The organism is Kitasatospora sp. NPDC058444 (genome assembly GCF_042721415.1).
Lineage (GTDB): Bacteria > Actinomycetota > Actinomycetes > Streptomycetales > Streptomycetaceae > Kitasatospora.
The window spans coordinates 1-13,482 of the sequence record NZ_JBHXLL010000081.1; the positions used below are offsets into that span (position 1 = coordinate 1).

Below are 13,482 nucleotides of genomic sequence, written 5' to 3' on the forward strand. Positions count from 1 at the left end.
CAGCACCGCCCGGCGGAGCGCCCCGTCCGCCTCGGGTCGGTGAAGTCGAACATCGGCCACCCCCAGGCCGCGGCCGGCGGGGGCCGCGGGGGCCCGATTGTGCAGGGGCGGGGCCCCCGCCGCCCGCCCCCCCCCCCCCCGCCGCCTCGTCGCGCGGCTTCGGCGCTGCCGCTCCCCCCGACACCCCGGCAAACCCGCCGTTCCCCCCTGGCCACACCCTCCGGCGAGAGCGGTCCGCACAGGCCCCGGCGAGCCCCCACCCCGGGGACGTCGTTGATCTCAAACTAACAAACCGCGTGGTTGGTTTGTCAATAGCGGAATCCACGAAACGTCCACATTGTGACGGGGCACTCGGTGAACGCCGAGAAGGCCCCGGACCAGGGATTTGTGGCCGCGTCAGGGTCATCGGCAGCCGAGCCGCCCGCGTCGGGACGTCGGAGCCCGGAGGCGGAGACCGGCCCGGAATCCGACATTCCGAGCATCATGGCAGCACGCAGTGACACCGGGTGGGAGCCCAGCGCAGCCGAACGAAGGGGAGCGGGTCGGCTCAGCGCAGCAGCCGGCGCTCCTTCGCCACCGCCACCGCGCCCGCCCGGGTGTCCACGCCCAACTTGTCGTAGATCCGGCCGAGGTGGGTCTTCACCGTGGCCTCGCTGATGAACAGCGCCCGGGCGATCTCCCGGTTGCCCAGGCCCTGCGCCAGCTGTTCGAGGATGTCCTGCTCGCGTTCGGTCAACTGCGGCGCGGGCGCCCGCATCTGCGCCATCACCCGGGAGGCGACCGGCGGCGAGAGCACCGTGCGGCCCTGCGCGGCCGCGTGCACGGCGGCGAACAGCTCCTCCGGCCGCTCGGCCTTCAGCAGGTAGCCGGTGGCGCCGGCGGCGATGGCCCGGGTGATGTCGGCGTCGGTGTCGTAGGTGGTGAGCACCAGGACGTGCGGCCCGCCCGGGACGGCGGTGATCCGCCGGGTGGCCTCCACCCCGTCGATGCCGTCGCCGAGCTGGAGGTCCATCAGCACGACCTGTGGCGCCAGCCGGGCGGCCAGCGCGACGGCCTCCTCCCCGGTGCTCGCCTCGCCGACCACCTCGATGTCGCCGGCGCTGGCCAGCAACGCCAGCAGCCCGGCCCGCACCACGGCGTGGTCGTCGCAGACCAGCAGGCGGACGGGAGCCGTCCGGACGGGAGTCGTGCTCATTTCCGCTCCAAGGTCGTTTCCGCTCCGGGGCCGTTCCGCTCCGGACGCGTCGCTGCTCCGGGGCCGTCGGCGTTCCCGACTCACCGCTGCGCCAGGGGGATCGCGGCGGAGACGACGGTGCCCTCCCCGGGCGCGCTCTCCACCGTCAGCCTGCCACCCAGCTGCCGCAGCCGGGCCCGCATCGCCGGCAGGCCGTACCCGCGCCCGCCGCCGGGGCCGGCCGCTTCCGGGTCGAAGCCCTGCCCGTCGTCGGCGATGTCCAGCACGGCCTGGTCGCCGAGGAAGGACAGCGTGATCGCGGCGGCCGAAGCCCCGGCGTGCTCGCGGACGTTGGCCAGCGCGCCCTGGGCGATCCGCAGCAGCGCGGACTGCGCGGCCGTGGGCAGCGGTACCGGAGTGCCGTCCAGGTGGAAGCGGACCGGCAGCCCGCTCTCGGCGGACTCCCGCTCGGCCAGCGACCGCAGCGCCCGGTCGAGGGTGCGGCCGTCGGACAGCTCCGCCGGGGCGAGGTCGTGGACGAAGCGGCGGGCCTCGGCCAGGTTCCGGGCGGCCACCTCGGCGGCGGTACGGACGTGGGTGCGGGCGGTCGCCGGGTGGGTGTCCCAGGTGCGCTCGGCGGCCTGGAGCAGCATCTGCTGGCTGGACAGGCCCTGCGCCAGGGTGTCGTGGATCTCCATCGCCAGCCGCTCGCGCTCGGCCAGGGTGCCCTCCCGCCGTTCGGTGGCGGCGAGTTCGCGCCGGGTGCGGACCAGATCGGCGATCAGCGCCCGCTGCCGGGCGGCCTGCCGGGCCATGAAGAGGAAGACCCCGGTGGCGAGCCCGGCCACCGCGGGCGGCAGCAGCACGAGCGTGGCGTCGACGCCGCCGGGCAGCCGGATCTCGGCGATCACCACCAGCAGGGTCAGCGCGCCGACCAGCGGGATGGCCGCCCGCGCGGGCAGCGCCCGCAGCACGGTGTAGATCAGCGGGACGGCGCACCACGCGAAGCTCGGCGCGAGCAGCACCAGGACCACCCAGAGGGCCACCACCAGGACCAGCGGCCACCGGCGGGGCCGGCCCGGGGCGGGCGGGCGGCGGTGGTCGAGCCAGGACCCGGCCGGCTGGGCGACCGCGAGGGCCGCGCTCAGCCCGATCACCCAGGGCGCCTGCGCGTTGCCGGAGTGGTGGGTGAGGTAGCGGTTGAGCGAGGCGGCGAGCAGCAGCAGGAAGGCGGAGTCCAGCAGCAGCGCCAGCCGGCCCGCGTCCGGGTCGCCGGTGTCGCGGCCGAGGGGCGCGGGGCCGGGAGCGGTGAGGCCGAGGGCGGCGGGGCCGGGAGCGGCGCTGCGGGCGGCGCCGGTGCGTTCCGCGGCGCCGCGGCCGGCGGTCGGGCGGGGCTGCTGCACGGGTGGCTCCTGGCTGAACGGGTGCTGCGGGCGCGGTCGGCTCCGGCGGGTACCGGCCCGCTCCGGCGGGTGTCGGCCCGTACCGGCGTGCTCCGGCCCGTACCGGCACCGACCTGCGTCGATCCCTCGATGGTGACCCGTCCGGCCCGGGCCCGCATCAGCCGATCGGTTGACGCCGCCGTCCACCATCATGCCCGGACGTCCGCGCCGGACCGTCGATGTGGCGGCCCCTTCCCCGGGCGGAGGATCGAAGCACGCCGCCGGGCGATCCCCCCAACGGTCCGGCGGCCCCCGAACCCCCCGCCCCGCCCCGCCCCGCCCCACTCCACCCCACCCCGCAGATCCGCTGAGGAGCCCGACCATGAAGAAGACCTCCGTGCGCACCCGGGTGCTGACCGGCACCGTCGTCGCCGCCGCGCTCGCCGCCGCCACCGTGGGCGCCGTCTCGGCCAGCGCCGAGTCCACCGACACCCCGGCCGTCCCGGTCGCGGCGAAGGCCGACACCCAGAACAAGAACCTGGCCCAGAGCAGCGGCCTGACCATCGACGCCGCCACCCGCGCCGCCCAGGCCGCCCTGGACGCGGCCACCAAGGCCGGCCAGCACGTGTCGGTCGCGGTCGTCGACCGCGACGGTGTCACCCGGGTGCTGCTGAAGGGCGACGGCGCCGGCCCGCAGTCCCCGGTCTCGGCCGAGCGCAAGGCCTTCACCGCGGTGTCCTGGAACGCCCCGACCTCGGAGCTGGCCAAGCGGCTGGCCCAGGCCCCGAACCTGAAGGACATCCCGGGCACCCTGTTCCTGGCCGGCGGTGCCCCGATCCAGTCGAAGGGCGCTCCGATCGCGGCCGTCGGCGTCGCGGGCGCGCCCAGCGGCGATCTGGACGAGCAGTTCGCGCAGGCCGGCGTCGCCGAGCTGGCGAAGTAGTGACGCGAGCCCGGCCGGTCGGCCCGCCCCGGACCAGGGGAGGGGCCGGGCGGCCGGGCACGGTCTCCTTCGGGTGAACGCCGGGAGGGTCGCCGCAGAACAAGGGATGACCCTTCGAAAAGCCGGTGCCACTGTCAGTGGCGCGTGGCAGGCTTCCCGGTATGACGGCGTGGACCCTCAACGACATCGAACGTGCGATCCGCTCCTCCTGGGGTGTCGACACCTGTGCGCCCGAGGATCTGGCCCACTGGCGTCCCGACAATCCCGCCCGCGGCCAGTGCGGCGTGACGGCGATGGTGGTGCACGACCTGCTCGGCGGCGAGCTCATGATGGGCGAGGTGTACGTCGACGGGGTGCGGACGGACCTCCACTGGTGGAACCGTTTCGCCACCGGCTTCGAGATCGACCTCACCCGTGAGCAGTTCGGGCCGGACGAACTGGTCGGCCCCGGCCGCCCGGTGGCCCGGCCGGCCCGCCCGGGCCGGCTCCAGGCCCAGTACGAGCTGCTGCGAGGCCGGGTGGTCGCCGAGCTGGAGCGCGGCGCGGCCGCCGACCACCCCCGGATGCCGGCCCGCGCCTGCGCGTGAGCCGCCGCCCGCTCGCGGGTGCGCCGCCCGTCCGTCGCCCGGTCCCGTGGCCGGTTCGCCGGCCCGCCGGATGTTCTGACGTACAGTCGGTCGCACGCGAGCAGGTGCGGCGACGGGAGTGCGGCGGATGACCGGGCGGACGATCGGCTTCGTGGGGCTGGGTGCGATGGGGCGCGGCATGGCCGGCAGCCTGTTGCGGGCCGGCCACACCGTACGGGTCTGGAACCGTTCGCCCGAGCCGGTGGCCGCCATGGTGGCCGAGGGCGCGGAGGCGGCCGACTCGCTCGCCGAGGTGTTCGCCGCCGACACGGTGGTCTCCATGCTCGCCAACGACACCGCGGTCGAGCGGCTGCTCGACCCCGAGCTGCTGGCCGGCGCCACGGCGACCCTGCACGTCAACATGGCCACCGTCTCGCTCGCCCTCGCGGAGCGGGCCGAGGCGCGGTACGCCGAGCACGGCATCGGCTACGTCGCCGCGCCCGTCCTCGGCCGTCCGCCGGTCGCGGCGGCGGGGCGGCTGAACATCCTGGTCGCGGGCGCGCCCGAACTGCTGGAGCGGGCCGAGCCGCTGTTCGCCGCGATGGGCGAGCGCACCTGGCACTTCGGTGAGAGCCCCCGGCAGGCCAACACGGCCAAGATCAGCACCAACTTCCTGATCGCCTGCGCGATCGAGTCGATGGCCGAGGCGTGCAGCCTGGCCGAGGCGCACGGCGTACGGCCGACCGACCTGGTCGAGATGCTCAGCGGCACCCTCTTCCCGGGGCCGATCCACAGCGGCTACGGCTCGATGGTGGCCGAGCGCCGCTACGAGCCGGCCGGGTTCCGGCTGCCGCTCGGGCTCAAGGACGTCGGCCTCGCGCTGGAGGCGGGGGCCGCGCGCAACGTCCCGCTGCCGTTCGGCAGCATCCTGCGGGACGCCTTCCTGGACGCGCTGGCGCACGGCGACGGGGAGAAGGACTGGGCGGCCGTCGCGGCCGTCGCGCGCCGCCGGGCCGGACTGCCCGACTGACCGTCGGCTCGGTCGGCTCTGTCGGCCTGGCCGCTCCGGCCAGTTCGGCCAGTTCGGCCAGTTCGGCCGTCCGGACCCGCCGCCCGGGATGCTGCCCCGGTTCGGCGCCGGGTCCCGCGTCCCCGGTCCGGCGCGGGCGCGGGCGCGGAACGAGCGGAATAACCGTCGTTCGGCGGCAGCTCACCCCTGCGTCCGCACCGCACCCACGACGGAGGAGTCCTGATGGCCGACCAGCCGTCCGGCACCGAGGCGCCGCGCCGTTTCCTGTTCCTCGACGCCAGCGCCCGCACCGACGGCAACTCGGCCCGGCTCGCCCGGCTGGCCGCCGAGTCGAGCCTGCCGGCCGGGGCCGAGCAGCGCTGGCTGCGGCTGGACGAGCACCCGCTGCCGCCCTTCCGGGACCTGCGGCACACCGGCGACGGCGGCTACCCCGAGCCGACCGGTCACGAGCGGACGCTGCTGGACGCCACCCTGGCGGCCACCGACCTGGTCTTCGTCGCGCCCCTGTACTGGTACTCGCTGCCGACCAGCGCCAAGCTCTACCTCGACCACTGGTCGGCCTGGATGCGGGTGCCCGGGGTGGACTTCCGGGCCCGGCTGGGCGGCGGCACGATCTGGGGCGTCACCGCCCTCGCCACCGAGGACGACAAGGCGGAGCCGCTGATCGGCACCCTCCGGCTGACCGCCGAGTACATGGGGATGCGCTGGGGCGGGGTGCTGCTCGGCAACGGCAGCCGCCCGGGCGAGGTGCTGGACGACGAGCGCGCGGTGATCGCGGCCAAGTCCTTCTTCGCGGTTTGAGCGGCCGAGCGAACGGGCAGTTGAGCGGCTGAGCGATTCGGATAGCCGGGCAGCCGGGCAGCCGGGTGATCGGGTAACCGGGCAACCGGGCCCGCCGGGGGCCGTGCGGCCCCGTCCTCCGGGCGTGTACCCGTCATATGTGGCCCCGGCGATCGGCTCGGGCGAAGTGCAAAAGCCTTATGAGTGCCCAGAGTTGGATGATTCGGGCACTCCTTCCCCGAGTCCCGGCGGCAACGTGCCACCCGCCTTCCAAACCCGCCGGATCGTTCGGTACTCTCCGTCGGACTTTCAGCTTCGCGGGGGGTACGCGGCGCGTCTGCGGCCGCCCCCTCGCGCCCGGGCCTCGCCCGGACACTTCCGTGAGGTCTCCTTGTCCATACGTCGCAGTCTTGCCCTTGCCGGAGCCGTCGCGCTCACGTCCTCGCTCGTGCTGGCCGGCGCCCAGGGTGCCATGGCCGTCGGTGCCACCGGCACCCCGTCCGCCGTCGCGCAGCAGGCCGACAAGGCGTCGCACGCGAGCCTCGATCTCTCGCTGAACGGCGTGCCCGGCACCTTCATCGCCGGCGGTGACGCCCGCGAGTTCACCTTCAAGATCGACAACCGGACGAAGCACGACTTCGTCTTCATCCCGCTGCTCAAGTTCAAGAACAAGGCGGGCTCGCTCCAGGCGAAGGACCTCAAGGTCCAGTACCGGCTCCCCGGTGGCGAGTGGCAGACCGCCGTGGTCGCCCCCGACAAGAGCGGCGAGAAGAACAGCTCCGTCCTGATGATGCTCGGCACCCTCGACGCGGACGGCAACCCGGTCGCCGACGACCTGCTCGGGGTGAACCGCGGCAAGAACGTCCCGATCAAGGTCCGGGCGTCCTTCACCGACGGTGCCCCGCTCGGCCGGGCCGGCGTCGTCCCGGTCGTCTTCGCCGCCCAGCTCGACGACTCCAGCCACCAGCCGGTCGACAACGGCCACCTCAGCTGCGACGGCGGCGTGGGCTTCGTCATCAAGGCGCCCGGCGGCAAGCCGACCCCGACGCCCACCTCGTCGCAGACCGGCAAGCCCAGCCCGACCCCGACCCAGACGGGCAAGCCCAGCCCGACCGCGAGCAGCTCCTCGTCGGCCACCGCCACCGCCACGCCGACGGAGAAGCCGACCGAGACGCCCACCGGCAAGCCGACCGGGACCCCGACCGAGAAGCCCACCGAGAAGCCCACCGAGAAGCCGACCACCCCGGCCACCGGTGAGCCCTCCGGCTCGGCCACCGCCCCGGCCCCGGCCGAGAGCAGCGGCGACACCGCGGGCCCGATCGACTTCCCGGTGGAGCCCCCGGTCATCACCCCGCCGCCGCTGACCCCGGCCGCCGTCGACAAGGCCAAGGCCGCCGCGGACGGCAACGACAAGGCCCTGGCCCAGACCGGTGGCGGCGGCCACACCACCGCCATCGCGGCCACCGGCGGCGCCGTCCTGGTGGCCGGTGTCGGCACCCTCGTGGTGCTGCGCCGCCGCAAGTCCGCCCAGCAGGGCTGACCGGAAGCGCACCGATCGGGAGCGCGCCGAGTCCGAGGGGGCGCTGCCCCGGGAGGGCCGGGCCACGGCTGACGCCGGCCCGGCCCTCCCGGCGTTCCCTCCCGGCGTTCCCGGAGCGTCCCGTGCCGTCCGCGCCGCCCGTCCCGTCGGACGGGCTTACGGGCGGCACGGACGGTTCTCTTCCGTCACATAGGATGTCCGGCCGGAGGGGGGCGGAACGGCGGGGAGAGGACAGGTGCGGGTAGCACGCACGGCACGGGCCACCACCGACTACGAGGCGGCGACCGGGCGGATCGCCGGACTTCCGCTCCGCAGGCACCACGTCCTGCTGACCGCCTGGACGGTGCTCTGGTTCCTCCTGGTCGAGCCCAGCGGCGGCTTCTCCTGGCACTACCTGCGCCAGGGCGAGCAGCTGCTCTTCAGCGGTCAGCCCGACGGCGGCCTGTCGCTCTACGCCCGCCACCCGGAGCTCCAGATCGGCCCGGTCAGTCTGGCCGCGGCCCGGCTCACCGCCCCGTTCGCACCGCACACCGGTGAGCTGATCGCCGAGGCGGTGAGCGCCGGTCTGGGCCTGGTGATGCTGGTCGTGGTCGGCCGCACCGCCGCCCTGTACTACCTCGGCACCGGGATCAACCACCGACGGCTCCAGCAGCGGCTGCTGATCGCCGGGCTGGCGTTCATCCCGATGTGGGTCGAGGTCTCGGTCCGCTTCGCGCACCTGGACGACGTCCTCGCGCTGTTCTTCACCACCCTCGCCGCGCACGCCCTGGCCCGCGGCAAGCCCACCCAGGTGGCGGTCTTCCTGGCGCTGGCGGTGGATTCCAAACCCTGGGCGATCGCCTTCGCCCCGCTGATCCTGGCGCTGCCCCGGCGCAGCTGGCTGCGTACCGCGATCTGGTTCTGCGCCCTGGTGGCGATCGCCTGGCTGCCGTTCTACCTGGGCAACCTGGACACCATGGCGGCCGCCAAGTTCACCATCCCGAACCAGCCCGCCTCCGCGCTGCGCTGGTTCGGGGTCACCGACCCGGCCACCCCCTGGTGGGACCGCCCCACCCAGTTCGCGCTCGGCATCGGGCTCGGCTGCGTCGCGGTCTGGCGCGGCCGCTGGCCGGCCGTGGTGCTGCTGGGCGCGGACGCCCGCGTCCTGCTCGACCCGAGCGTGTACACCTACTACACGGCCTCGATCCTGCTCGGCACCCTGCTCTGGGACACGGTGGGGCAGAAGCGGCTCGTCCCCTGGTGGAGCTGGATCGCGTTGGTCGCGCTGTACGGCGGGACGCTGTTCCTCCCGTCCGACGCGGCCCGCGGCTTCGTCCGGCTCGCCTTCGTGGTGGTGTCCGCCGCGTACGTGCTGTTCTGGCCCACCCAGCGGTCCCGTCGGCAGCGGCCCGGTGCCCCGGGCGGCGGCGGTGGCGGCGCCGTCGGCCGCCGGGGCGGTCGGCGGCGCGAGCGGGTACCGGCCGGCGCCGGGGTCTGAGCCCGGAGCGGGAGTGCCCGCGCCCGTTCAGCGCTCGGGCACCCGCCTCCGTTCGCCGCTCGGGCACCCGCGCCCGTTCGCCGCTTGACCCTCACGCGACGTGAGAGCCGAGGGTGGTGGTCAGCACCAGGGAGGAACTCCGATGACCAGTGAGGGCTACTCGGTCGGCGCCGTGGCGAAGATCGCCAGGGTGACCGTCCGCACCCTGCACCACTACGACGAGATCGGCCTGCTGTCCCCGGCCGGCCGTACCCGCTCCGGCTACCGCCGGTACGTGGACGCCGACCTCGACCGGCTGCAGCAGATCCTCTTCTACCGTGAACTCGGCTTCCCCCTGGAGGAGATCGCGGCGATCCTGGACGACGACTCGGTCAGCCCGACCGAACACCTCCGGCGGCAGCACCAGTTGCTCACCGACCGGATCAGTCACCTCCAGGAACTCGCCTCAGCCGTCGAACACGCCATGGAGGCACGGAGAATGGGCATTCAGCTGACCCCGGAGGAGAAGTTCGAGATCTTCGGCGAGGGCTACCAGGAGGAGTGGGAGCAGGAGGCCGAGCAGCGCTGGGGCGACACCGCGGCCTGGGCCGAGTCGCAGCGCCGCACCGGCGGCTACTCCAAGGCCGACTGGCAGCGCATCCAGGCCGAAATGACCGCGCTCAACGACCGCCTGGCCGAGGCGATCAGCGCCGGTGAGCCCGCCGACGGCCCGGTGGCCACGGACCTCGCCGAGGAGCACCGGCAGCACATCTGCCGGAACTTCTACGATTGCACGTTCACCATCCACCGCGGGCTGGCCGGCCTGTACGTCTCCGACCCGCGCTGGACCGACACCTACGAGAAGATCGCGCCGGGCCTGGCTCAGTGGCTGCACGACGCCATCGTCGCCAACGCGGACCGCCGCGAGCAGAAGTAGGAACAGAAGCAGAAGCAGGAGCAGGGCGCGAGCAGGAGCGCGGGGCGCGGTGGCCCGCGCGCTCAGGCCACCCCGCGCCCGAAGGAGCGCCGGTAGGCGGTCGGGGAGGTGCGCATCACCCGGCCGAAGTGGTGGCGGAAGGTCGCGGCGCTCTCGAAGCCGACCGCCGCGGCGATCTCCTCCACCGATCCCTCCGGCGACTCCAGCAGCACCAGACTGGCCGCGATGCGCTGGGTGACGACCCAGCGCATCGGGCTGGTCCCGTTGCGGGCGGTGAAGTGCCGCAGGTACGAGCGGTCCGACATCCGGGCGGCGGCGGCCAGTCCGGAGATGGTCAGCGGGGCGGACAGGTGGTCCAGCGCCCACTGCATGCTGCGGGCGATCCCGTCGTCCTCCTCCTCGACCGGGCGGACCGCCGCCTCGATGAACTGGGACTGCCCGCCGTCCCGGTGCGGTGCCACCACGAAGCGCCGGGCCACGGTGTTGGCCACCCTGGCGCCGTGGTCCCGCCGGACCAGGTGCAGGCAGAGGTCGATGCCGGCCGCGCTGCCCGCGCTGGTCAGCACGTCGCCGTTGTCCACGTACAGCACGTCCGGGTCGACCCGCACCGCCGGGTACCGCTGCTGGAGCAGCTCCGCGTACCGCCAGTGGGTGGTCGCCCCCCGGCCGTCCAGCAGCCCGGCGGCGGCCAGGGCGAAGGCGCCCGAGCAGATCGACACGATCCGGGCGCCGCGCCCGTGCGCGGTGCGCAGCGCCTCGACCAGGGCGGGGGAGGCTTCGGCGCCGAACGCGTTCGGCACCCCGGGGACCACCACGGTGTCGGCCGCCGCCAGCTCGTCCAGCCCGTGCCGGGCGGTCAGCGTGAAGCCGCCCACCGCGTCCAGCTCCGTCCCGGGCCGCTCGGCGCACACCTTCAGCCCGTACCAGGGCGCCGCCAGCAGGCCGGTCAGTTCGGGCCGCGCGAGCCCGAACACCTCGACCACCACGCCGAGTTCGAACGGCGCCATGCCCGGGAAGGCGTACACCGCGACGTCGTGCACGGGCTCCGGGCGCCGGCCGATGGTGACGGGCACCGGTCGTGAGACGGTACCGGGCCGGTCCTCGACGTTCTGCTCGGCCATGCGAACCCCCTGCTCACGGGTGGCGGAATGCCGGTGAGTGTAGCCGTCCCGGCCCCTTCGGAACTTTCTTCGAACCCGCCTGCAACCTTCACCTCCGTCACACGTCCTTGGATAAGGGGGCGGGAGGAACCCGGCAGAGGGTGGCTGGGATGATCCCCCCGATCACGATCTTGATCAGGTGGACCTGACGGAACGGCCGGCGCCGTCACCGTCCCGGGGGAAAGCGGAATCGCACATGTCCATGGCCATCGGGCCGACCGCCGTGCAGGCAGGGGGGCGCGGCTTCTCCGTTCGCGGAGTGGTCGCGGCACTGTTCGGCGCGCAGGAGGCCGGCGAGCCGCTCGCCGGTGTCACCGAGCAGGAGGCGAAGCAGCGTCGCTCCGGCTTCCGGCTGCTGCGCGGCGGCCGCAAGCCCGCCGAGGACCGGCCCACCCTGACCGACCTCTACCACGCCCACCGGCTCGGCCTGGTCCGGATGGCCGTCCTGCTGGTCGACCACCAGGACCTGGCCGAGGACGTCGTCCAGGACGCCTTCACCCAGCTCTACCAGCGCTACGGCGAGGAGCTGGACGACCTCGACAACGCCCTCGGCTACCTGCGCACCTCGGTGGTCAACGGCGCCCGCTCGATGCTGCGCCGCCGCAAGACCGCCCGCGAGTACGTGCCGCCGCACGTGGCCGACGCCCCGTCCGCCGAGGACCATGCGGTGCTCAACGACGAGCACCGCCGGGTGCTGGTGGCCCTGCAGGAGTTGACTCCCCGCCAGCGTGAGGTGCTGGTGCTGCGCTACTGGTCCGACATGTCGGAGGCGCAGATAGCCGAGACCCTGGGACTGTCCCGGGGCGCCGTGAAGTCCACCGCCAGCCGCGCTCTGGACGCCTTGGAAAAGCACCTGGAGAAGGTTCGATGACCGACAAGCTCCCCCGCCGCACCGGCGGCGACGGCGACGGACCGGCCGAGACACCGACGGAACGGCTGCTCCGCGAGGCGATGACGGCCCGGGCCTCCCTGGTCACCGCGGACGGCCTGCGCCCGGCGGCTCCTCCGAAGAACCGGGTCCGCCGGCTGCGTCCGGTGTACGCCGTCACCGTGCCGCTCGGCCTGGCCGCCGCCATGGCGCTCGGCGTGCTCACCTTCCACGGCGAGCCGGTCGCCCAGGACCAGGTCCCGCCCCCGGCCGCCACCCTGACCGCCGCGCCGAGCCCGACGCCCGAGCCGACCGGCGCCCCCAGCCCGACGGCCACGCCCACCGACCCGGGCACCCCCACCGGTGAGGCCGAGACCGAGGTCCCGCTCGCCGACGGCACTCCGACCTCCGCGACCTCCGCTCCCGGCACCGCCACCGGCGCGGCGAGCTCGTACAGCCTCCGGGGCGTCAAGTTCAAGGTGCCGGCGGGCTGGAAGGCCGTTCCGGTCTCGGACAGCAAGGTCTGCGTCCTGAGCCCGGGTGCGCCGACCGATCCGCAGCAGGGCTGGGCCCCGGCCAAGTGCGAGCCGTACGGCGTCCTGGTCGTGGCCTACAACTCCCCGGACGAACTCGAAGGCAGCGCCTGGCCGACGATGGACGACCTGGTCTCCGACAGCGGCTGGGGCCACCAGCCGAACTGCCCGATCTGGGGCCGGCCCTACTTCCCGGACAGCGGCTACTCCTCGGTCGGCGCACCGGTGCGGACCAAGCCCACCGTGGCCGGCAAGGCGATCGACAAGACCCAGTGGAACGTCACCTGCAAGCCCGGGGACACCTTCACCGCCCAGCTGTGGGGGATGGGTCTGGACCAGGTCTTCGTGGTGGCGAACGGGCTCAAGAGCGACTACCAGTCGGGCCTGACGGCGATCGTCAACAGCCTGGACGTGAGCGGCCACAAGTCGCCGTCCCTCACCCCGTCCGACAAGGGCGCGAAGGACATCGCGATCACGGTCGACGGCGGCATCGGCGCCGGGCAGAAGGTGTCCACCAACGGCACCCCGGTGACCTTCTCGGTGACGTACCGGAACACCGGCCAGAAGACCTACGACAAGCTCCAGCCGCTGGTCTACACGAAGGAGTACGCCGGGACGCCGCCGAGCGAGATGGTCACGATGAACAAGGGCAAGCTGGAGCGGCAGGACGCCGGCGTCTGGAAGGAGATCTTGCTCGCGATCGGCGGCGGCATGGACTACGCCATGACGGGCCAGCAGGCCTCGTTCTCGCTCGCGCCGGGGGAGTCCAGGAAGGTGACGTACCGGATGACGCTCGACCCGTTGGACGGGCCCGGCACGATGCCGGTGTCCCTCCAGGCGACGCTGCCGTACGACGGCTCCGCGCCGCTGACCTCCCTGAAAGAGGTGATCGTCCCGGTGACGGTCGTGAAGTAGCCGTCCCAAACGGGCCGCCGAGGCGCCGTGACCGGGGATCTCCCCTGGTCGCGGCGCCTTTCGGCGTTCCTGGGGAGTCCGCGGAAAATTTCTTCGAACTGGTCTGCAACCCCCCGGGGGGATGGACGTCTATCAGGGTGAGAGGCGGGGAGAGCGAGCCGGCGGAGCCGGGGGGCTCGGGCCGGCTCCTCGGGGCGC

At 74.0% G+C, this 13,482-nt stretch carries 12 protein-coding genes and 1 pseudogene; 10 read left to right on the forward strand and 3 right to left on the reverse strand.

Annotation, left to right across the window (positions count from 1 at the left end):
- Positions 1-288, forward strand: a pseudogene (locus tag ACFWP2_RS39155) (hypothetical protein); the annotation flags it as partial.
- A 259-nt stretch (positions 289-547) separates the two neighbouring features.
- Here the strand turns inward: ACFWP2_RS39155 and ACFWP2_RS39160 are convergent.
- Together ACFWP2_RS39160 and ACFWP2_RS39165 are read right to left on the reverse strand one after the other, a co-directional pair.
- Positions 548-1,195, reverse strand: coding sequence for a response regulator (locus ACFWP2_RS39160; RefSeq protein WP_380460843.1), 648 nt, complete (start codon positions 1,193-1,195; stop codon positions 548-550).
- A gap of 80 nt (positions 1,196-1,275) precedes the next feature.
- Entirely contained in the window at positions 1,276-2,577 is a 1,302-nt protein-coding gene (locus ACFWP2_RS39165) for a sensor histidine kinase (protein ID WP_380460845.1), read from the reverse strand.
- A gap of 361 nt (positions 2,578-2,938) precedes the next feature.
- Here ACFWP2_RS39165 and ACFWP2_RS39170 point away from each other — a divergent pair, with 361 nt between their 5' ends.
- The 7 genes from ACFWP2_RS39170 (at position 2,939) to ACFWP2_RS39200 (ending at position 9,808) form a co-directional block, all read left to right on the forward strand.
- Positions 2,939-3,499: a heme-binding protein gene (locus tag ACFWP2_RS39170; protein ID WP_380460847.1), complete on the forward strand. Its 561-nt coding sequence runs from the start codon at positions 2,939-2,941 to the stop codon at positions 3,497-3,499.
- A 161-nt stretch (positions 3,500-3,660) separates the two neighbouring features.
- Positions 3,661-4,086 carry a hypothetical protein gene (locus ACFWP2_RS39175; protein ID WP_380460849.1) on the forward strand — a complete coding sequence of 142 codons (426 nt, stop codon included), beginning with the start codon at positions 3,661-3,663 and terminating at the stop codon, positions 4,084-4,086.
- A gap of 118 nt (positions 4,087-4,204) precedes the next feature.
- Positions 4,205-5,095, forward strand: a complete 891-nt coding sequence (locus ACFWP2_RS39180; RefSeq protein ID WP_380460851.1) for an NAD(P)-dependent oxidoreductase — start codon at positions 4,205-4,207, stop codon at positions 5,093-5,095.
- A 222-nt stretch (positions 5,096-5,317) separates the two neighbouring features.
- Positions 5,318-5,896, forward strand: coding sequence for a flavodoxin family protein (locus tag ACFWP2_RS39185; RefSeq protein ID WP_380460853.1), 579 nt, complete (start codon positions 5,318-5,320; stop codon positions 5,894-5,896).
- 370 nt (positions 5,897-6,266) lie between these two features.
- A complete protein-coding gene (locus tag ACFWP2_RS39190; RefSeq protein WP_380460855.1) occupies positions 6,267-7,415 on the forward strand; it encodes an LPXTG cell wall anchor domain-containing protein in 1,149 nt (382 codons plus the stop codon).
- Between the two features lie 235 nt (positions 7,416-7,650).
- A complete protein-coding gene (locus ACFWP2_RS39195; protein ID WP_380460857.1) occupies positions 7,651-8,892 on the forward strand; it encodes a hypothetical protein in 1,242 nt (413 codons plus the stop codon).
- A gap of 142 nt (positions 8,893-9,034) precedes the next feature.
- The gene (locus tag ACFWP2_RS39200) at positions 9,035-9,808 is read left to right on the forward strand and encodes a MerR family transcriptional regulator (RefSeq protein WP_380460859.1); all 774 of its coding nucleotides are present in this window, start codon (positions 9,035-9,037) and stop codon (positions 9,806-9,808) included.
- 62 nt (positions 9,809-9,870) lie between these two features.
- On the opposite strand, the gene ACFWP2_RS39205 is transcribed toward ACFWP2_RS39200, so the two are convergent.
- The gene (locus ACFWP2_RS39205; protein WP_380460861.1) at positions 9,871-10,929 is read right to left on the reverse strand and encodes a helix-turn-helix domain-containing protein; all 1,059 of its coding nucleotides are present in this window, start codon (positions 10,927-10,929) and stop codon (positions 9,871-9,873) included.
- A 235-nt stretch (positions 10,930-11,164) separates the two neighbouring features.
- Here ACFWP2_RS39205 and ACFWP2_RS39210 point away from each other — a divergent pair, with 235 nt between their 5' ends.
- Both ACFWP2_RS39210 and ACFWP2_RS39215 read left to right on the forward strand, forming a co-directional pair.
- Positions 11,165-11,839: an RNA polymerase sigma factor gene (locus tag ACFWP2_RS39210; protein ID WP_380460863.1), complete on the forward strand. Its 675-nt coding sequence runs from the start codon at positions 11,165-11,167 to the stop codon at positions 11,837-11,839.
- Positions 11,836-13,284, forward strand: a complete 1,449-nt coding sequence (locus tag ACFWP2_RS39215) for a hypothetical protein (RefSeq protein WP_380460865.1) — start codon at positions 11,836-11,838, stop codon at positions 13,282-13,284. Before ACFWP2_RS39210 ends, ACFWP2_RS39215 begins: the two co-directional genes overlap by 4 nt.
- Positions 13,285-13,482 lie beyond the last annotated feature (198 nt).

What these genes read in the sequence shown, in the direction of transcription:
- ACFWP2_RS39205 (WP_380460861.1), bottom strand. Translation starts at nt 10,929, where the DNA reads ATGGCCGAGCAGAACGTCGAGGACCGGCCCGGTACCGTCTCACGACCG.
- ACFWP2_RS39200 (WP_380460859.1), top strand. Translation starts at nt 9,035, where the DNA reads ATGACCAGTGAGGGCTACTCGGTCGGCGCCGTGGCGAAGATCGCCAGG.
- ACFWP2_RS39160 (WP_380460843.1), bottom strand. Translation starts at nt 1,195, where the DNA reads ATGAGCACGACTCCCGTCCGGACGGCTCCCGTCCGCCTGCTGGTCTGC.
- ACFWP2_RS39210 (WP_380460863.1), top strand. Translation starts at nt 11,165, where the DNA reads ATGTCCATGGCCATCGGGCCGACCGCCGTGCAGGCAGGGGGGCGCGGC.
- ACFWP2_RS39170 (WP_380460847.1), top strand. Translation starts at nt 2,939, where the DNA reads ATGAAGAAGACCTCCGTGCGCACCCGGGTGCTGACCGGCACCGTCGTC.
- ACFWP2_RS39215 (WP_380460865.1), top strand. Translation starts at nt 11,836, where the DNA reads ATGACCGACAAGCTCCCCCGCCGCACCGGCGGCGACGGCGACGGACCG.
- ACFWP2_RS39175 (WP_380460849.1), top strand. Translation starts at nt 3,661, where the DNA reads ATGACGGCGTGGACCCTCAACGACATCGAACGTGCGATCCGCTCCTCC.
- ACFWP2_RS39185 (WP_380460853.1), top strand. Translation starts at nt 5,318, where the DNA reads ATGGCCGACCAGCCGTCCGGCACCGAGGCGCCGCGCCGTTTCCTGTTC.